At 51.8% G+C, this 19,748-nt stretch carries 18 protein-coding genes and 1 pseudogene; 12 read left to right on the forward strand and 7 right to left on the reverse strand.

The features are described 5' to 3' along the window. Positions 1–44: 44 nt before the first annotated feature. The 5 genes from CWM61_RS22075 to CWM61_RS22095 all read left to right on the forward strand — a co-directional run bounded on the left by CWM61_RS22075 (position 45) and on the right by CWM61_RS22095 (position 5,808). A complete protein-coding gene (locus CWM61_RS22075) occupies positions 45–791 on the forward strand; it encodes a molecular chaperone (RefSeq protein WP_100631933.1) in 747 nt (248 codons plus the stop codon). After that, the gene (locus tag CWM61_RS22080) at positions 769–3,312 is read left to right on the forward strand and encodes a fimbria/pilus outer membrane usher protein (RefSeq protein WP_100631934.1); all 2,544 of its coding nucleotides are present in this window, start codon (positions 769–771) and stop codon (positions 3,310–3,312) included. Before CWM61_RS22075 ends, CWM61_RS22080 begins: the two co-directional genes overlap by 23 nt. A gap of 15 nt (positions 3,313–3,327) precedes the next feature. Then, a complete protein-coding gene (locus CWM61_RS22085; RefSeq protein ID WP_100631935.1) occupies positions 3,328–4,413 on the forward strand; it encodes a fimbrial protein in 1,086 nt (361 codons plus the stop codon). A 24-nt stretch (positions 4,414–4,437) separates the two neighbouring features. Further along, the gene (locus CWM61_RS22090) at positions 4,438–5,172 is read left to right on the forward strand and encodes a molecular chaperone (protein WP_100631936.1); all 735 of its coding nucleotides are present in this window, start codon (positions 4,438–4,440) and stop codon (positions 5,170–5,172) included. A 159-nt stretch (positions 5,173–5,331) separates the two neighbouring features. Further along, a complete protein-coding gene (locus tag CWM61_RS22095; RefSeq protein WP_100631970.1) occupies positions 5,332–5,808 on the forward strand; it encodes a GNAT family N-acetyltransferase in 477 nt (158 codons plus the stop codon). Here CWM61_RS22095 and CWM61_RS22100 read toward each other — a convergent pair. Together CWM61_RS22100 and CWM61_RS22105 are read right to left on the reverse strand one after the other, a co-directional pair. After that, on the reverse strand, positions 5,805–6,266 hold the full coding sequence (locus tag CWM61_RS22100) for a FidL-like protein (RefSeq protein WP_100631937.1): 462 nt from the start codon (positions 6,264–6,266) through the stop codon (positions 5,805–5,807). The two genes, CWM61_RS22095 and CWM61_RS22100, sit on opposite strands and share 4 nt — an antisense overlap. Next, a complete protein-coding gene (locus tag CWM61_RS22105) occupies positions 6,259–7,116 on the reverse strand; it encodes a winged helix-turn-helix domain-containing protein (protein WP_100631938.1) in 858 nt (285 codons plus the stop codon). The genes CWM61_RS22100 and CWM61_RS22105 overlap by 8 nt, the downstream gene beginning before the upstream one ends. Positions 7,117–7,628: 512 nt before the next feature. Between CWM61_RS22105 and CWM61_RS28865 the strand changes: the two genes are divergently transcribed. Further along, on the forward strand, positions 7,629–8,225 hold the full coding sequence (locus tag CWM61_RS28865) for a hypothetical protein (RefSeq protein WP_133122281.1): 597 nt from the start codon (positions 7,629–7,631) through the stop codon (positions 8,223–8,225). A 47-nt stretch (positions 8,226–8,272) separates the two neighbouring features. Here the strand turns inward: CWM61_RS28865 and CWM61_RS22110 are convergent. Then, positions 8,273–8,496 (reverse strand): annotated as a pseudogene (locus tag CWM61_RS22110) (IS3 family transposase); the annotation flags it as partial. A 616-nt stretch (positions 8,497–9,112) separates the two neighbouring features. On the opposite strand from CWM61_RS22110, the gene CWM61_RS22115 reads away from it, so the two are divergent. Both CWM61_RS22115 and CWM61_RS22120 read left to right on the forward strand, forming a co-directional pair. Beyond that, positions 9,113–9,973, forward strand: coding sequence for an MBL fold metallo-hydrolase (locus tag CWM61_RS22115; RefSeq protein ID WP_100631940.1), 861 nt, complete (start codon positions 9,113–9,115; stop codon positions 9,971–9,973). A 254-nt stretch (positions 9,974–10,227) separates the two neighbouring features. Further along, positions 10,228–10,500, forward strand: coding sequence for a hypothetical protein (locus CWM61_RS22120; RefSeq protein ID WP_032691249.1), 273 nt, complete (start codon positions 10,228–10,230; stop codon positions 10,498–10,500). A 68-nt stretch (positions 10,501–10,568) separates the two neighbouring features. Here the strand turns inward: CWM61_RS22120 and CWM61_RS22125 are convergent, their stop codons facing one another. Continuing rightward, positions 10,569–10,934, reverse strand: a complete 366-nt coding sequence (locus CWM61_RS22125; protein WP_165784219.1) for an HdeA/HdeB family chaperone — start codon at positions 10,932–10,934, stop codon at positions 10,569–10,571. Between the two features lie 301 nt (positions 10,935–11,235). Here CWM61_RS22125 and evgA point away from each other — a divergent pair, with 301 nt between their 5' ends. After that, entirely contained in the window at positions 11,236–11,850 is a 615-nt protein-coding gene (evgA, locus tag CWM61_RS22130) for an acid-sensing system DNA-binding response regulator EvgA (protein WP_074387553.1), read from the forward strand. A gap of 4 nt (positions 11,851–11,854) precedes the next feature. Next, a complete protein-coding gene (locus CWM61_RS22135) occupies positions 11,855–15,097 on the forward strand; it encodes an ATP-binding protein (protein ID WP_100631941.1) in 3,243 nt (1,080 codons plus the stop codon). Positions 15,098–15,186: 89 nt separating this feature from the next. Here CWM61_RS22135 and CWM61_RS22140 read toward each other — a convergent pair whose 3' ends face one another. Then, entirely contained in the window at positions 15,187–15,849 is a 663-nt protein-coding gene (locus CWM61_RS22140; protein ID WP_165784224.1) for a YfdX family protein, read from the reverse strand. A gap of 237 nt (positions 15,850–16,086) precedes the next feature. Between CWM61_RS22140 and CWM61_RS22145 the strand changes: the two genes are divergently transcribed. Continuing rightward, positions 16,087–16,662, forward strand: coding sequence for an HdeD family acid-resistance protein (locus CWM61_RS22145; protein ID WP_061153259.1), 576 nt, complete (start codon positions 16,087–16,089; stop codon positions 16,660–16,662). 26 nt (positions 16,663–16,688) lie between these two features. After that, positions 16,689–16,994: an acid-activated periplasmic chaperone HdeB gene (gene hdeB, locus CWM61_RS22150; protein WP_100631943.1), complete on the forward strand. Its 306-nt coding sequence runs from the start codon at positions 16,689–16,691 to the stop codon at positions 16,992–16,994. Positions 16,995–17,062: 68 nt separating this feature from the next. Here hdeB and CWM61_RS22155 read toward each other — a convergent pair whose 3' ends face one another. Both CWM61_RS22155 and CWM61_RS22160 read right to left on the reverse strand, forming a co-directional pair. Next, the gene (locus tag CWM61_RS22155; RefSeq protein WP_100631944.1) at positions 17,063–17,866 is read right to left on the reverse strand and encodes an MIP/aquaporin family protein; all 804 of its coding nucleotides are present in this window, start codon (positions 17,864–17,866) and stop codon (positions 17,063–17,065) included. 53 nt (positions 17,867–17,919) lie between these two features. After that, entirely contained in the window at positions 17,920–19,743 is a 1,824-nt protein-coding gene (locus CWM61_RS22160) for a diol dehydratase reactivase subunit alpha (RefSeq protein ID WP_100631945.1), read from the reverse strand. Between the last annotated feature and the right edge of the window lie 5 nt (positions 19,744–19,748).

The following is a 19,748-nucleotide window of genomic DNA, read 5'->3' on the forward strand; positions in this document are numbered from 1 at the left end:
CAGGGAGCAGGATTGCCTGCTCCCAATAATAATGAGGTTTTTTGATGTTTAAATATTTACTCTCCGGTTGCATCCTCATAGCCTCGAGTATTATTCCCTCAAGCGCTGTAGCGGACGTAGCAATTAACGGAACACGCATCATCTTTAATTCAAAAGATAAAGAAGCTGTTGTCCAGTTAAAAAACAATGGTAAGAATCCGTATTTGTTACAACTGTGGATTGATGATGGGAATCCTAAAGCTAAACCCGGTGAAGTAAAGGTTCCTTTTATTATTAATCCTCCAGTGGTACGCATCGACCCCACAAAAGGTCAGGCGGTGAGGATCATGTTCACTAATGCCGCCCTGCCCCAGGACCGGGAGACGCTGTACTGGTTCAATATGCTCGAGGTTCCGCCAAAACCCACTAGTTTAGTGGAGAGTGGCACTAACCTTTTACAGCTTGCCTTTCGAACGCGAATTAAATTGTTCTACCGTCCAACCAACCTTCAGCAAACTCCTCTGGAGGCTTATAAGAACCTTAAATTTACGTTGCACGGCAATACGTTAAATGTAAAAAATAAATCCCCCTATTTTGTTACATTCAGCAGCATCGAGCTCCGTAAATCAAAACATGCTGCGGTTGTCGCCACCGTTGATAATTTTCCGCGACGCATGCTGGCACCTCAGGGTGAAATGAGTCTCCCGCTGACAGCAAAAAGAGCTGAAAGCCTGAAAGGCCTCACACTTTTCTACAGTGTAATTAATGATTACGGAGGGGAAACCAAAAATGAGCAGGAATTGCCAAAATAATAACAAGAAAACTTCTTCAGTTCGTTTATCACGTATTGCACAACTGGTTATATTATCCATTGCCTTATCTCAAGCGGCATCAGCAAAAGAAAATGAAGAAGTTGTTTTTAATAGTGCATTTATGCGTTCAGCTATTGACGTTGGCGCATATTCCCAAGGTAATCCCATAGCCAGCGGGACTCATACGGTTGATATTTATGTTAATGATAAATGGAAAGGCCGTACGGACGTTAATTTTACCTATGACGAAGAGAACCCAATCGTTGCTAAGCCGTGTTTTAATATTAATTTGGTTTCCATGCTGGGTATGAACATTGATAAGTTAACCAGCGAAATATTACAAAAGCTACAATCGGCTAACGCTTGCCTCCGCGCTAAAGATATCGTCCCCGATCTGAGCGCCGAATATGATATTGGTACTCAGCGAATTAACATTCAGGCGCCACAGATTTATCTACTTCGCCATGCCCGGGGCTACGTCAGCCCTGAGCTATGGGATCACGGTATTCCCGCCGCGACGCTGCAGTATGATTATAACGCCTACCATTCCAGCATGTCCGGCGGCGACTCGCTGGAAACACAGTACCTGGGGCTACGCGGCGGCATCAACTGGGACGCCTGGCGTCTGCGCTACCGTGGCTCGTTTAACTGGAACAAAGGCCAGGGCTGGCAGTACGACAATACCAATACTTACCTTGAGCGTGCGATTATTCCACTGCGTAGCAGGCTGGTGATCGGCGAATCCTCCACCGACGGGAATGTGTTTGATAGCGTGGGCTTTCGCGGCGTGATGCTGTCGTCAGACGATCGGATGTATATGGATTCTCAGCGCGGATTTGCGCCGGTGGTCAACGGTATTGCCAACACCAATGCGCTGATCCAGGTGAGCCAGCGGGGCACACGTATCTATGAAACAACCGTGCCGCCGGGGCCATTTACGCTGGACGACCTGTATCCGACAGGGGTCGGGGGGGACCTGCTGGTAACGATTAAAGAAGCGGACGGCAGCGAGCGTCGCTTTACCGTTACCTACGCCTCTATTGCAGAACTTTTGCGCCCAGGCACCACCCGCTATACCTTAATGGGTGGACGCTACCATAATGCCTCCGTGGATGAAAAACCGGACATCATGCAGGGCACGCTGCGCCACGGCTTCAGCAACCTGATTACCGGCTACACCGGCATCCTGGGCGGCGAGAACTATCAATCGGTCGCAGGTGGCGTTGCCCTGAATACCTCTGCTGGCGCAATTTCGACGGATATCACCCACGCCCGCAGCACGTTGCGCGACGATATCAAGCGTGAAGGGCAAAGCTTACGCTTCTCTTTTGCCAAAATACTGCCGGTGGTGAATACCAACGTAACTCTCGCCAGCTACCGCTATTCTAGTTCGGGCTATTACGGTATTGACGACGCCATGAGGCTGCGCGCCGGGCAGTTACGCGACAGCAGCTGGTTCAACGATACCGCTAACCGCAAAAACCGCGTTCAGTTGAGTGCCACGCAAGATATCGACGATTCGTGGGGCAGCTTTAATATCAGCATCAGTAGCCAGGACTACTGGAACCGCAGTGGCCGCGATACGGAATACCAGTTCGGCTACACCAATGTATTCAAGCGTTTTAACCTCAACATTAACGGTAGCCGTACCTGGGACCTGATGAAGGACAAGTGGGATAATAAGATTGCGATCGGCATTTCGCTGCCGCTCGGCGACAGCGGCCGTTCGGCCTATCTCAACTCCACCTACATTCAGGAACGCGATCATCGGGGCATACAGAACTCGCTTGCAGGAACCGCTGGCGACAACCGCCAGTACAGCTATAGCGCCTTTGGTAGCGTAGACCGTTACAAGGATGTTGGGACCCGAACAACCGGCGGTCTGAGCGGCAACTGGACCTCGCCGTGGAGCAACATTGGCGGCAGCATGTCCGCAGGAAAGGGCTATCAGCAGTACGGGGTGAGTCTATCCGGCGGCGGTGTGGCATGGCAGAGCGGCGTGGCGCTGACGCCGGTGATGGGCGACACCATGGCCGTAATTGAAGCAGATCACGCTGCAGGAGCCAAAATTACCAATAACAACAGCCTGCGGCTAAACAGCTCGGGTAAGGCGGCTGTGCCGTATTTAACGCCGTACCGACAAAATACCATTGGGCTCGATCCGAAAGGCTTATCAAACGATATTTCACTGGAAGTTACCAGCCTGAATAGCGTCCCCACGGCGGGAGCGGTGGTCTTAATGAAGTATAAAACCGATGTCGGCCACTCTGCGCTTCTGACACTCAGACACCCGTCTACTGAACTGCCGTTTGGTGCATCCGTTCTTGATGAAGCTAACAATACCGTCGGATATGTCACCCAGGGAGGGCAGGCGTTTGTACGGGTGAAAAATGAGAACGGACAGCTTCACGTACGTTGGGGGAGTGGAGGAAACCAACGCTGCTCATTTAGCTACCGCCTGCCGAGCGGAAAATCAACGCCTGCCGGTGAGCTGCCGCAGCTTAACGCAGTTTGCCAGTAACAGGAGATGTGAATAATGAAAAGCATTTTGCGTATTATAGCCCCGTACCTGCTCGCTTTCAGCGGCTTATGTGGTTTCGCCCGGGCAGACGGAAGCTGGGTCGATTGCACCAGAACCAACGGCTATTATCAGTACTTTGACTCCGCTACTGTTCAGGTGGGCAAAGATGCGGAGGTGGGCGATTTACTCGGCAGTTGGTTCACCTCGTCGAATCCCACGGCGTGGACCTGCAACCATCGCACCGCCTATCAAGACTCGGATATCCCTGTTGCGGTACAGGCATATCCGCCCTATACCATCTGGAGTACTGCCCAGATCGATGGCCAGACCTACACGATTTACAACACTGCGGTAAAGGCCGGCCTGGGTTACGTCGCACGATGGCGTTATACGGTAAAGGGCCAGGTCAGCGACTGGTACCCGTTGACCGCCAAAAACGGCATTTACCAGACGCCCGCGCAGCTATTCAATGCCAGCGACAGCGGCAGTTCATGGAATGTTGGCGTCGATGTTCAGGTACGTTTTGTCAAGACCTCAACGTCGTTAACGGCGGGAAGTCTCAACATTTTTGACCCAGTTTATATGCGTCATTACCAAAGCTATCAGGGCAATACCTCCTTCGGTAGCGGCACCTATATGATCGCCCAGTTCCGCTCCGGCGGGCTGGTAATTTCAACCACCGGTGGAACCTGCACTACCCCCAATGTTACCGTCGATCTCCCCCCTGCGAGCCGGGCTGGCTTTACCGGCATCGGCTATACCACTTCGCGGACCGACTTTAACCTGGACTTTAAAAAGTGTCCTGCCGGCTTAGCCAGCATCAGCTATTTGTTTACCCCAAATTCGTCGATTATTGATAATACGCAGGGGGTCTTTGCCCTGAGCAGCGCCTCTACCGCCAGCGGGGTGGGCATTCAGTTGCTGAACGACCAGGATATACCCCTGTCGTTCAATACTGAGTATCTCCTGGACGATTATGATACCACCAAAAGTAATGCCAACTACTCGGTACCGCTGCGCGCGGGCCTTTACCAGACGGAAAATAACGTTACATCAGGCAGTATCAACGGGGCGGTAGTCTTTACCGTTCGCTACAGATAAATATCGCCACCGGGAGCGTACGTCATGGCCTTCATTACAAAATTGGCTTCACTTTTTCTGGTAATTTTTTTAACCGCCCCGGTAACGGCTGAAACCTATATTAACTTCACCCGCCTGGTGGTCAGCGAGCAGGATCGCGAGGTAACGTTTAGCATTATGAATGAGGGGAACAGTGCGGTCCTTATGCAGTTGTGGACCGACCGGGACAACTATCTGGATCGTCCGGAAATCATCAGAATGCCATTTCTTATCCAGCCGCCGGTTTTCCGCCTCAACGGACATGATTCCCGCATCGTGCGCCTACAGCTGGCTGGCGATCGCAGCACGTTGCCGACCGATCGCGAATCGTTATTCTGGCTTAACGCGCTGGAAATCCCGCCTGAGGCCGCTGGGGCCGGAAAAGGGGAAAAAATTCTGCTGCAGATGGCTTTCCGCACGCGCATCAAACTTTTTTACCGCCCCGCGGCACTGGCAAACATAACCCCCGAAAAGAACGTTAAGAAGATCGTCTCAACAACAACACGCTGCGATGGAAAAATATGCCTTAAGATGAGTAACCTCTCACCACTGCACTATACCCTGCTAAAAATTGTCCTCGATAACGGGGATGAGATCGGCAACCTGCCGGCCGACGGACTGCTCCAGCCATTTTCGTCGCTGAGTATTATGCTCCCGCAGTCGGCAACCCTCAGGACACAGCTGAAATCATTTACCTGGATTGACGATTATGGCATGGAGCGCAATCACTTAGGGCAGTAAAAGAAATCAGAAGCCACGAGATAAACACCATGCTGAGGGCTGTCCTTTGGAACTTGACTCATGTGCGACTCAGGAGGGCGGTATAGGTGAAGTCTTTTTGGCACTCCCTTTGATAGAAAACGGACAAAAACCAATAATCAGGAGGAAGGAATGGAACGAATGGAAGGATTCAGGATAGATGTGTCAGAAAATATTGCCCTGGAGGACCTGATATCAATTGAAAACGGTTTGAAAAATTTCACCGATCAAATTACCAATATTAGTGACAGAAAGCCTCTATCTGTGGTTATCCGCGAGACAAATAGTGGGAAGGTTCTTGGGGGAATACTCGGACGTTCTTCCCTGGGCTTACTGTTCATAGATTTTGTTTATCTACCACCAGAACTCAGATCAATGGGGATTGGGAAAGGGTTATTACAACGATTCGAAGATGAAGGCCGAAAACGAGGGTGTGTTGCCGGATTTCTGTACACCATGAATATCCACGCTCCAGGTTTCTACAAGAAAAGCGGCTGGGAGGAATTTGGAAAAATTGACTGTTTACCTGATGGCGCTTGCCGTATATTTATGAAAAAAAAGCTCCAGGCATGCTGGGATGAAGATTTTTTCATGGTGCCATACCATACCGATAATTAGCGTTTGATGCTGCTGCCATTACAATAAAAAAAAGGTGCATTGACAAAGCTCATAATAAAGTCACTTTTGTTCTCTCGTTTAATCCGAAAGGTTAAAGAGTTACCATTTTCGACAAAGAATGAGGGATAATGCTTCATGAGCAAGAAATCTGGAACATTGTCCAGCGGATTTTTGTGGATGATATCATTTATCAAAAAATAATCAGTGGCGCTTTTTTTATTATAAGTAAAACGGACCTCTCGGCTGATGATATATGCAGCCTTGTCATTATTAACCTTTCCATTTATTAATATCACCCCAGTTCCTTTAGATAGGATAAACCGGTAGAATGCCTTAATCACAAGATCATCGTGATACAAACTATGATTAACTTCACAAGTGACATCATCATTAGCATAGACACCCGATGGAAGAAACATCAGGAGCATGCATATAGCAGAAAAAACAGATCTAGTCATTTTTATCCACAATGTAGGTTACAGAATCACATTTGAGGGTAGCTTGAGGACCACAGATAAAAATAGTCAACCGTGGTGAAGTCGAAAAATAGGAAACAAAATATTTTTTCCCGGCACTGCAATTGTATCCGTGACGTTGTAAAAAACCAACAACAAAATCATTATTATCGTTTCGGTCGTTAAAATAAACACAGGATGGCTCCTTGGCAAAATTACGATAGCCATCGATGGTAAACTCGTTCTCTTTATTGATAATCGTCCATATAAAGAAAGCAATAGATAGCAGGCCACCAAGTAACAGTAGCAGATAGACTATACGTTGAGAAAATATTTTTTTTACCACAACCGGTTCGCTAGCGGTCTCCGGTTGCGCCTCTCGAGCGGGCAGAAATGCAGCCTCTGAGGTCAGAAAAGCCGGGGAAAGTTCTGCACGGCGTAAATTATGCTTAACCGGTTGTTCTGGTTTGGAAATATCCTGTTGACGAAGTGGCGAAATGGTAGCCCCATCCTCAACAACTTTTTTTATTCTAACATACTTATTGACACGAATTCCCTTCCCTCTGACCGTGGTGAGTATTTCCTTCTGATAACCTAATTCCCTGAAAACCTTACGCAAATTAACAAAACATTGATAGTAAGCTGCATTGGATACGGTACGCATAGCATTCGTCCCCCAACCCGCCACCATGAGTTCAGGCTGGGTTACCACCTCGCCATGTTTCTCAAGTAAAAGTGTCAAACAACTGGAGCTGGCGCTATGCATAGTAAATGTTGATGAATTCTTTAAAGATAACAGCTGTTTCTCCTGAGGGGAGAAAACAATCTCATTATCAATAATATATTTATCCATACGCCCCTCAACAAAATGAAAGTACTTTTAATACAAAACATATCAATACATTAGCATAACTCCGGATGTTTTAAACGAGCTGCGTTAACGTAATTAACGCTTTATTTTAAAAAAATACTTCCCAATAGTTCGCAGTCTGACTAACACACAACTTTCTGAGTATAAGCAAAACCTTAGTTTTACTTATCATCATAACCAGTTGTTAAATAACAAGTTTTACTTATGTTTTAACAAAAAAAATTCACCATTTAGGAAAATGACCTTACTCTGCATCTCATAAGCCAGTGTGATGAGACATCAAACCCTCCCAGCATGGCGCTATGTCATTACCAGATTTTATTTTCGTGCACCGAAAGAAATTTTAATCATCAGCTAATTGAGCGATTGTGAATCCAGATGCATAAAGGCATACAAATTAAACCTCTATTTGATGCTTACATTATTAATAAAGCATTTAATTTGAATGTAAAACAAACGCGAACAGCTTCCAACAAATAAACAAAGGGGTTTTAATGATCTATCATATCATTTCAGATGACATTTTTTTCTTATTAGGAGCTAGCGCAGCGTTGAAAGCAGTAATCAAAGAAGGGTTTATCATAAGTAATAACATTAATGTAAATAGCTGGAAACACACTCGAGATGAAATATTAAAGACCCCGCTACAAAAAATAATAATATATATACACTGTTTCCGAAAACGCCGTAGAGTATTAAGACTGGCAGCTTCACACGATCTTAGCGTGATAATATTGACACCATTAAAGCTCAACGAAAATGATACAAATAACAATTCAATGCTTATTTCACCACAATGCTCAACTCTTGATTTTTTGTTTTCATCACTTAACTCAACCTCAAACTACAGCTATAAAAACGGTTGGAAAAAATCGTACAAAATAATAAAAATGCTATCTTCAGGAGTCAGTACGCATGAGCTTTCAACGAAATTAGGCATAAGTAAAAAGATGGTCTACACTATCAAAAATGATACTATCCGCAAACTAGGTCTTACTACGGCTAAAATAGATGGATTGCTTCTCTGTCGAGATATACTTGAAATGAATCTTATCAACCTACGCTGTAATAATATTAGGAAAAGTCGATAAGATAACAGAAAAATACCCGACACAGTATAACCATCACGGATAATCCCGACATTTTCGGACCAGTGATGATATTGGTTTTCATATTCTGCTGGTGATATCTGAGCGCGCGAACCATGCCGGTGCTTACTCTTATAAAACATTTTGAAGTCATCAAAAACATCACTGAGAGCGACTTACCGCGTTTCTGTAGCGGGAAAAAACTGTCTGTAACTGCTTTATCGTGACAGTTACCACGACGACTCATACTGCCTTCCTGGCAGTTTGATGATAGCGGATAAAATCCAGACGATCTTTCTACCTTGCGAGCTGATTACAAACCTTTAAATTTTAACTACATGATTTTTTTATAAATTTCATCTTTCACACCAAGGCTGAATCAGTTCAACCAAATGCTGTCAATGATTCAGTAATAACAAATAGAAATAAGATATATCAATATTAGCAATGCTACTGGATACGACGTTTCTCAAGTCAGGTCAGCGATGTGGGCAATTGCGCATTTCCATCCCTGCGGCCCTCAGGATCGTTGATGTCGGACGGGCCGACTTGACGGTCGCGTTCATTCGGTCGACCACGAGGGCGTGGCGCAATGCCGGTATACTCATAGACTGGTTAAGTTGTCAGGGATGAAAGACAGCGATTGCCCTGCCACCGTCTTCATTGACATGATAATTGCGGCGCCTGTATTAATAGCTAACTCAAGCAAGAAGCGGGCTTTGCGAATTTTTTAGCGATGCGCATTCTTTTTCCTGCAGGTGGCTAGTCAGCATTAACCTGCAAGCCAAATGTTGGTGAATTGCTTATCCGCAATGAATGTGGCATAACACCGGTCCATAATAGAAAGAGTTTCCTTTTCATATTGTTGGCGCAACATCGAGGATTTGCTGATGCAATTAACGGTTCTGGTTGATAATAATACATTAATTGACAGGTATCTTGTCGGTGAGCCTGGTGTATCCTATCTGATTGAGCATGATGGTCAAAAAATCCTTTTCGATACCGGATATTCGGATGTTTTTTTGCAGAATGCGCAAACGTTGAAAATTGATTTAACCACTATCGATAGTATCGTTTTATCTCATGGGCATAACGATCATACCTGGGGCCTCAATCATTTAACCCAACATTATGATCGCCTAAATTTCACGCCTGAGAAAAAGATAAACTTGGTTTGCCATCCAGATGCATTAAACCCAAAGTATTTTGATGCAAAATCTATAGGGTTCAACTATAGATTCGATCAAAATGATCTCTTCTTCGACAAAATTTGCAGCAAAAAACCTTATCCACTCACTGAAAACATCATCTTCCTTGGTCAAATACCAAGGAACAATAAATTCGAGATGCTGACACCGGTAGGCCAAACGGTAGATGATAAAGGCGAAATCACTGATGATTACGTTATGGATGATTCTGCGTTGGCAATAAAGACAGAAGATGGACTGGTGGTAGTCACAGGCTGTTCTCACGCGGGAATAGCTAACATTATCGAATATGCAAAACAGGTTACCGGAGAAAATCACATTGTTTCGGTCATTGGTGGGTTCCATCTGCAAAATGCCGATGAAGATCGCCTCACGAAGACAGGGGATTACCTTAAAGCATTGTCCCCAGATTCCCTCTATCCATGCCATTGTACCGATCTTGCGGCTAAGGTTAGCCTGGCGCGTTTTATCAAAATTAATGAGGTCGGCGTTGGGCTAAAACTACATTTTTCTGCCGCCGGAAATGAATGCAAAAGAGGGTAGCCGGCACGCAGGAGAGCAAACGGCAGCGGCCGCAGCGACCAGGTTCGTTAAATTTCAGGTCAATATCTGAAAAATAACCATAGCCTGCGCCAGCTGATCAAAATCAATACTCCCCTCTCGCCCCTCTTATATATAACCCGTTGACTCACAAAAAGGATGAAATGATGAAAATACGGGATATATCAGTCAGTACTTGTCTGGCACTGTTATTAATGGGTTGCGTAGCTAAACCGCCAATGGCGACGGAAAGTGAAATGAAAGAGGCGGCCGCCTTTGCTTTTAATGTCGATGCTTCGCAGGTGACAATTTCCGATGCGAAGCAGCAGGATGTGAAAACCAACTTTGTGGCCACTATCGGCAAAACCAGCCATCGTTGCTATGTGACGAAAGCCGCCGAGCCGAAACTTTACGGGCTGATCCCACTGGGCGGCGGCAGCACTGTCTCGGATGCTATCTGCGCCGGCAGCAACCCGACGCCAGCGAGCAAAACCTGCGACGCCCTGTCGAAAAAAGCGGGCCGCTGCTGAGTCTTTGCGCAGGAGAAGGCCGCTGACTGCACACTTAGTCACTTTTTCTGCCGCTTTACCGCGGTCGCTTAATTCAGCGACCGCACCTGCTGGTAAGAGTTGAGCCGTTCACGCAGCGAAGTCAGCCACGCATCTGGTTCCTGGCGGCAGATTTCGGTGAGGATCGGCGTCAACACCAGTTCAGCTTCATGAAAGTCGGTCCACTCCGGCGGCTGCAGTGAAAAAGGATCGTTCATCAACCAGATCACCATCGGCGTCCAGGTGCGCGGGTCCAGCTGCAGATAATCCTGACAGCGCATCATATCGCGGGTCTGCACCACATCGGGCGCTACCTCCTTTCCCACCGCCGCGCTACTCATTGCCAATACGATGATTCCTGCCATCAGTCGTTTCCAAACCCATTTTCGCCAGAGTGTGTGCTTTTCTTTTGCCATTGTTATTATTTTACCTGCCAGCTGTCACCGGAGAGAATTCCCGGCAACTCACCTTAAAAAGAGCAGATTAATCGTTTGCATTTTTTTTAACAGCAGACAGCGCTGAAGTCAGTGAACGCCTGTTCCTACAACTGTCATCCAGATATGCAAATATATTCAACAAGCACTCATTCACAATATTTTCCCGGCCGAAAACGATTTGTGTTACAATTGCGCCTTATTCCGGCACCTATAAAAAATAATCCCCGCCGCACCTGCACCAGGCATCGCTATTCTTTTTTATATCAGGATTTACGCCCCCATGAATGCGATAATCATTGACGATCATCCATTGGCACGTATTGCCATTCGCAACCTTCTCGACACCAACGGCATTACCGTCGCGGCAGAACTCGACAGCGGCGCCCATGCGGTGCAGACCGCAGAAAGCATGCAGCCTGACCTGCTGATCGTCGACGTCGATATTCCCGAGCTCAGTGGCATCGACGTTCTGGAGCAGCTGCGCAAACGCCGCTACCAGGGAAAAATCATCGTCATTTCCGCAAAGAATGAACGATTCTACGGCAAACGCAGCGCCGACTGCGGGGCCAATGGTTTTGTGAGTAAAAAAGAGGGAATGAATAATATCCTCGCCGCGATCGACGCGGCCAATAATGGCTACAGCTATTTCCCTTTTTCACTGGAGCGCTTCTGCACACACGGCATCACCGATCAGGACCGGCTGGATACGCTGTCAACGCAGGAGATGAAGGTCTTCCGCTATATCCTCTGTGGCGTCGACTACACCACCATCGGCAGCAAAATGAATATCAGCAATAAAACGGTAAGTACCTATAAGGTCCGTCTGATGGATAAATTAGGCTGCAGCTCCCTGCTTGAGCTTTATGACTTTGCGCAACGCAATAAAATAGGGTGATGGCATGGTGGTTCGTCTTATTTTATCCGTCGTTGTCGGGCTGACGCTGAGCCTCTCTCCTGCCGCGTATGCCATGAAACAGCTGGAGCTGAAGAGCCATTCTCATATCGCGGCGATCGATATCCCGCTTAGCGTTAAGGAGAAAGCCTGGCTTGCCGGACAACCGACGTTAACCATCGGCACCTGGCTTCCCGAGATGACGCCCATCGTCTATGACGGCGATGAGGAAAGCTATCAGGGGATTAACGCCGACTATCTGGCGCTGATGAAGCGCAGCCTCGGACTGAAGGTGATTATCCGCCAGTATGACACCGAGCAGCAGGCGCTGGCCGCCCTGGACGATCGGCAGGTCGATACCTTGCTCACTCAGGTGGCGCACCGGGATGCGCTCACCGCGGGCCTGGAGCGAACCGCGCCGCTGATTAAAACCTGGCCGGCGCTGGTTACCTCGCTGAAATCCCCCCTGCCGCCGCTGACCACTGACCGCCGCGTTACGCTGGCCTGCACCCGCGAATGCGCCTTTTTCGATATTATTCAGCAGGCGTTTCCCAACGCCAAAATCACCCTTTACGATAGCGACTACCAGGCGCTTGCCTCGGTGGTCAGCGGTGAAAATCAGTATTTCATTGGCAACAACATCACTACTGGCCACTGTATCTCGAAGTATTTCTCGCAATCGTTGGTCATTGCGCACTATTTTCGTCAGCAGGAACAACACAACCGCTTCGTCACCCGCGACGATCGGCCGGAGTTACACCAGATCCTCGATCGTTTCATTCATGCCATCGACAGCGATACCGCGATGCGGATCATGCAAAACTGGCTCAACCGCGGCGATCTGTCGTTTCTCAATACCCCCCTCCCCTTTAGCGCCGAGGAGCAGCGCTGGCTGCAGAAGCATCGTCGCGTCCGCCTGCTGGTCAACCCCTACTTTCCGCCCTTTACCCTGGTGGATGACGAAGATGAGCTACGCGGCATCATGGCCGATATGCTGAATATTTTCTCACTGCAGACCGGACTACAGTTTGAACCCATCCTGGTGCGCAATCGCCACGATCTGGCAAAGCGCATGGAAAAAGAGGACTGGGCGATCATGCCCGCCGCCACCCTCAATTCGCAGCCGCAGGACTATGTCACCCTCAGCGATCCGCTCATTAACGTGGCTTTTGTGCTGGTCGCTCGCGGCAGCGCGCCTGACCAGCATCTGCTGACGCGAGCGGCGCGGATCGCCCTGCCAGTGGGGCCGCTTGCCGCCCACGACCTGAAAGCGCGCTTTCCACAGGTCAACTGGGTGGAGACAGATAACATTGGTATCGCCATGAAGATGGTGGAAGAGGGCGAAGTGGATGCCGCAGTGGCCTCGGAACTCTCCGCCCGCTATATGATCGATCATTACTATCCACAGGGTCTGCACTACACCCGCATCGACGGACTCCCGGTCGCCGCCATTCGGTTGGCCATCCCGCGCGATGAACCGGTGCTGGCCGCCATTCTTGGCAAAGCGCTGCAGGCGATTCCGCCACGGGATATTCTGCAGATGACCGAGAAGTGGTCGAAAATATCCAGCCAGCAAATTGAGAACTGGAGCCAGTACAGCCGACAGTTTTACCAGTTGATCGCCTTTGCGCTGGTGCTGATCGCCATCAGCCTCGGCTGGGGACTCTCCCTGTGCCGGGAAGTGCGCAAACGCAAAGACTCCCAACAGCGGCTGGAAGAAGAACTGGCGCAGAAGGAGGCGCTCTCCCGGGCGCTGGAGCACGAGAAAGATAAAGCGATTCAGGCGACAAAAGCGAAGAGCCGCTTTCTGGCCAGCATGAGCCACGAGCTGCGCACGCCGGTGAGCGCCATTGTCGGCTTTCTGGAACTGCTGGCGAACCCGGAGCTGAACATCGGCCAGCGTAAAGAAGCGATCGAGCTGGCGGGGTCAACGGCGCAAACCCTGCTGGGGCTTATCGGCAATATTCTTGATATCGACAAGATTGAATCGGGAAAATACCAGGTCACCCCGCAGTGGAGCGATGTCGCACAGTTAGTGTCGCAGCAGTGCCACACCTTCGGCGCGCTGGCGCAGCAAAAGGGCATCGTTCTGCACCACCATAACGCGCTGCAGGAAGGGACCATGCTGTGGCTCGACCCGCAGGCGCTACGGCAAATCCTCAATAATCTCATCGGCAATGCGCTGAAGTTCACCGCCGAGGGCGCGATTCAGGTCAGCTGCCGGCTGGTGCAAGCGGATGAGACGCAGGGGGAGCTGACCCTCACCGTCAGCGACAGCGGCTGCGGGATCAGTGAAGCAGAGCAGGCTACCCTCTTCCACCGCTATGCTCAGGCACGCCAGGGGCGCCAGCAGACCGGCTCCGGACTGGGGTTGGTCATTTGCAAAGAGCTGGTTGCGCTGATGCAGGGTCGGCTGGAGATGGTCAGTCACCCGGGTGTAGGAACAACTTTCACCCTCACTCTGCCGGTCAAGGCGAGTCGCTGCGCGATTCATGCGCCGCAGGCATTGCCCGCCAGGCCGCAGGCCCTGCCCGGGCTGGCGATTTTGATAGCGGACGACCATCCCACCAACCGGTTGCTGCTTAAACGCCAGCTCAGCACCATCGGCTATAGCGTCGATGAAGCCTGCGACGGTGAAGAGGCGGAGAATAAGCTCGCCAGCAAACATTACGATCTGCTGATAACGGACCTCAATATGCCGAAGAAAGATGGTCTGGCGCTGGCGGCCTCGTTACGCCGTCGCTATCCGGGCCTGGTCATTTGGGGCGTGACCGCCAGCGCACTCCCGCAGTCGCGTGAGGCATGTCTGACCAGCGGGATGAATATGTGTCTGTTTAAGCCGGTGTCGGTTCAGACGCTGAGCCATGAGCTCAGCCGTTTAGCGGAGGGCCGCGCATCTCCTAACGTCACCCGGCACCTGAAGCTCAGCGTGCTGACCGAAAATACCGGGGGAGACCAGGCGCTGATGACTGAAATGCTGGAGACGTTCCGCGATGCGTCGGCCACAGATTTGCAGGCCGCCGGACAGGCTATCGTCCGGCATGAACCGCAGATCTTTCTGCGGGCGCTGCACCGTCTGCACGGTTCAGCACAAATTCTGGGGATTACTGCGCTACAACAACTGTGCGCCCCTTTTGAGGCTAAGCGACCTGATTCGCTGACGCCGGCAAGCTGTCTGGAGGTGGTACAGCACATCACCGGCGTCATGCGCGAGATCGACGGCGAAATCAACGCCCTGATCGGCCGCTAGCCGTTCCGCTCGGGCAGTCCGCTGCCCGAGCGTTAAGGGGACATCCTTGTCAGTTTCTTCCTCTGCGCTCTCTCAGGGTGGAACGAGGATCAGTTACCTGCCACCAGCATCTCGCTATCCACCACAATGCCCTCTTCAGCGCCTTTCAGCACCAGATTCGCTTCGTAATACTTCCCGGCTTTCAGCAGTTTTTGCGCCTGCGCCACCGCTTTGCGGGTCTGGTTGAGCGGCATCAGATACTGGTTCTCGATCACGCCAATGCCGGCCAGGCGCAGGGTATCGATAGCCCCTTTCTGGTCACCTTTCGCCAGCTTTTCGTTGGCAGATTTAATGGCACTCTCTTTTTCCGGCGTGGCCACGTAGTCTTCAGACAGGGCGACGGTCGCGTTGATCACCACATAGCGATCGGCGATCATTTTTGCTGTGGCGTCAGTTTTCACGAACTTTGCCCAGCTGGCGTCATCGGCGGCCAGCAGCGCGGCGGCGTCGTCTGTCAGTTTTTTGGCGCTATCCGGCTGGCCGTGGAACAGCGCCAGACGGGCAAACTGGACGTCGCGCATTGCGTTCGCGCCCTGCACCGCCACCTGCAGCACATCGGCAGCTTCTTTCTGAACCTGTGCCGTGGCCGCCGTGGCTGGCGCTGCCGTCGCGCTGTCTGCCGCCCACACCGGAGAGGTACTCATCATGGTTGCCAGCAGGCTCGCCAGAATAACTTTTTTCATTGTTGACTCCTGATTAAAATCGGTAAGCATCACCAAACGCAGCCAGCTTAAAAAATATCGTGGTTATTGAGAATCAGAGCCCGGAAGCGATATTGCGGGCCTTGTCTGACAGCTGTCAGACAAGGCGTATAAAGTGACCTCGGCGCTCTTATTTACGCCAGGCGATAGCGCGGCCTACTATTTTCATTAGACATTTATTTTGGCCCGCTGAATAAACCATACATTTATTTCAGCGCCAGGCCGCCAACTGGGATCTGCGGAGCAATTATGTTTATGTTTAGCCATTACACCTTAAATGCGTTTAGCCCACGCGTCTTCTTACGATATAAACGGCATGCCGGCATGATGGCCGCCCTGCTGTTTATCTGCGGGGCTTGTTGCCTGGCCTGGCCGTTGGTCGCTGGTTGGTATCTCGCCGTCGTCACCGGCATGTTGTTGATGATCTGTGGTTTCTATTCGCTGTACAGCTTGATTGTCTTCCGTCAGCAGCACTGGAAATCGCGCCTGGTGGCGCTGATCTTCGCCATTGCCTGGATCGTGCTCGGCCTGAGCTTTGTCGTCAATCCCCTCAATGGCATGAGCAGTCTGGCCTTCTTATTCGGCTTTTTATTTGTTCTCGGCGGTATTTCCCGCATCGTCAGCGGATGTAAAACCCGAAAACAAAGCGGCGCTGGCTGGAATATTTTTATCGGTTTGCTGGATTTAATTATCGCCTGCCTGTGGCTGGCAATGAACCCGCAGCAAAGCTGGTTATTTATCACCGCTTTTATCGGCGTTGAAATGATATTTAGCGCCATCGGCTTTCTGGTCCTGCGCAATAAGATGAAGCATGCTCAGGCTTAAGCCGTATTTTATCACTGGAGAAGAAAATGAATTTACCTAAAGCACTCGTGTTGACCGCGGCGGCCACCACATTCTGTCTGATGACCAGCCCGGCGTTTGCGGTTCAGGAAACCACACCGCAGAATATGACCTGTCAGGAATTTATGGATATGAACCCGAAAAGCATGACCCCCGTGGCCTTCTGGGTCGTGAATCGCAACACCGACTTCAGCGGCGGCGACTATGTCGACTGGCATGAAGTCGAGACCGTCTCGGTGCCAAAAATGTTGCAGCAGTGCCACAAGAACCCCGCCGCTAAACTCGGCGACCTCAGCGCGGCCATCAAAAAATAATCCTGCTCCCCGGCGTCCCGCCGGGGAAAGTTAACCTCGTTACCCGCCGTGACGCGGCAGGCCCCGTCTCACTTATCGATACCGCATTCGCACGGCAGATGGTGGCCGATAAGCTTGCGGTATAAAAACGCCCCCATAATCGCCCCCACCACCGGCGCCAGCAGCGGCACCAGAAAGTAGGGGATCGCCAGCCCGCCGGTAAAGGCGATCGAGCCCCACCCGGCCAGACCGGTAAACAGTTTAGGGCCGAAATCGCGCGCCGGATTCAGCGCAAAGCCGGTTAGCGGTCCCATCGACGCGCCGATCACAGCGATCAGTAAGCCAATCAGCAACGGCGCCAGCGGCCCGCGCGGAATTCCGTTGCCGTCGTCGGTCAGGGCCATGATCATCGCCATCAGGATAGCCGTAATGGTGGTCTCCACGACAAACGCCTGTGTAAAGGTGATATGCGCATGCGGGTACGTGGAAAAGACCCCGGCCAGGTTAAGGCTGGCGGCAGTGCCGCGAACGATATGCTGACTCTGTTCAAGATCGAGAAACAGCTGACGATAGAGCCCATACACCAGCGCGGCGGCGCAGAAAGCCCCGGCCGTCTGCGCGACAATAAACGGCAGTACCTTGCGGCGTTCAAAACAGGCGAACAGCCACAGGGCAATGGTCACCGCCGGATTAAGGTGCGCGCCAGAGACGCCGGCCGTCAGGTAGATGGCCATGGCGACGCCAAGGCCCCAGATAATACTGATCTCCCACTGACCAAAGCTGGCCCCGGCGACCCGCAGCGCAGCGACACAGCCCGCGCCGAAGAAGATGAGCAGTCCGGTGCCAAGAAACTCGGCCACGCACTGCCCGGTTAAGGTAGAAGTCTGGTTCATTATCGGCATCCTGAAATAGCACGTTAAAGAGAGAGGCTGGCGCGAGCGCCCGTTTAATTCGCCTGACCGGCCAGTACCAGCCCGGTGGCGACCGCATTGCGCGGCCCTTCTGTTCCCCGAATATTGCCCTGCCCGGCGACCACGCCATAATGCGACAGGGCTTCCGTGATAAGCTGCGGGATCTCAAAGTCCAGCGATGAGCCGCCCACCAGCACCACAAAGGCGATATCGCGGATGGAACCGCCGGGTGAAACCTGGCGCAGCGCGCGCAGGCAGTTGGTGACAAAGACTTTCTCTTTCGCCTGGCGGCGCACGAGACGAATTTTTTCCAGCGGACTGGCGTTATCGATCGGCACCAGTTCGCCCTCCTTGATGTACACCACTTTGGCGAACACCGCCGGGCTAAGGGCTTGCCGAAAGAACTCCACCGCGCCATTCTCGTGGCGGATACTGAACAGACTTTCCACTTTGGCCAGCGGGTATTTTTTTATCGCTTCCGCCAGCGAAAGATCCTCGAGGCCCAGCTCGGTTTTAATCAGCAGGCTGACCATATTCCCCGCCCCGGCGAGATGCACCGCCGTTATCTGCCCCTCCGCGTTGACGATCGCCGCATCCGTCGAACCGGCACCAAGGTCGAGGATCGCCAGCGGCGCCGCACAGCCGGGAGTGGTTAACGCCCCGGCGATGGCCATGTTGGCTTCCACGCCGCCCACGACCACCTCCGTCTGCAGTCGGGCGCTCAGTTCGCGGGCGATAACCTGCATCTGCAGACGATCCGATTTCACCATCGCCGCCATCCCGACGGCATTCTCCATGGCGAACTCGCCAGCCATCCCGCCCTGCACCTTGCGCGGAATAAACGTATCCACCGCCAGCAGATCCTGGATGTATATCGTGCTCATCTCATGGCCGGTCAGGGACGCCATCACTTTGCGCACCCGCTCGAGCATACCGCCGGCATGGGTACCCGGTTCGCCGCGGATGTCGCGTACCGGAGCGCAGGCGCTCATCGCCTGCATGATCGCTTCCGCGCCCTCGGCGACATCGGCCTCTCCGCGGCGCTTTTCACCGCTAATGTAGAGGTTGCCCGCCGGGATCACCCGCGACTGCACATCGCCCTGCGGGGTCTTGAGCACCACCGCTGAACGGTTGCCAATCAGGGCGCGGGCGATGGGGACGATGGCCTGGGTCTCTTCCGGACTTAGCCCGAAGAAGGTGGCGATCCCGTAGGGATTCGACAGGATCCGCACCACCTGGCCCGGCGCAGCCACTTCCACCGCCGCCATCACCCCCTCGGGGACCTGCTCCAGCAGCGTCACTTCATCCACCACCGGCAGGGTTTTACGCAGGCGGTTGTTCACCAGCACGCCGTCGTCCTTTTTGAGGATCGCCGCCACGACGTTGATCCCCCGGTCAAGTGCCTCATTGAGCAACCACACTGCGTCAAGGAAATCGACGGCGTCGTCAATCAGTACGATCCACCCCTCGGCATACTGCGCCGCCGACAGCGTCGCCAGCCGCCCGAGGGCGATGGTCGTCCCCACGCCAACGCCCACCCCGCCCGGGGTTTGCGGGTTATGACCGATCATGGTCGACTCGGTGATAATGGTCTCGGTGATGGTCTCCATGGCCACATCGCCAATCACCGGCGCGGCTTCATTAAGGTAAATGCGAGCCACATCGGCCATTGACCACGGCGTCTTCGCCAGGGCCTGCTCCAGCGCGGCGAGGGTCCCGGCGATATTGTCCCGCGTCCCTTTCATGCCCGTCGTCGCGACGATCCCGCTGGCAACAAACGCCCTCGACTGCGGGTCGTCGGACGCCAGCGCCACCTCGGTGGTGGCGTTGCCGATATCAATCCCGGCTATTAACGGCATGCTGA

This window comes from Klebsiella sp. K-Nf6 (assembly GCF_002806655.1).
In the GTDB taxonomy this organism is placed as follows: domain Bacteria; phylum Pseudomonadota; class Gammaproteobacteria; order Enterobacterales; family Enterobacteriaceae; genus Klebsiella; species Klebsiella variicola.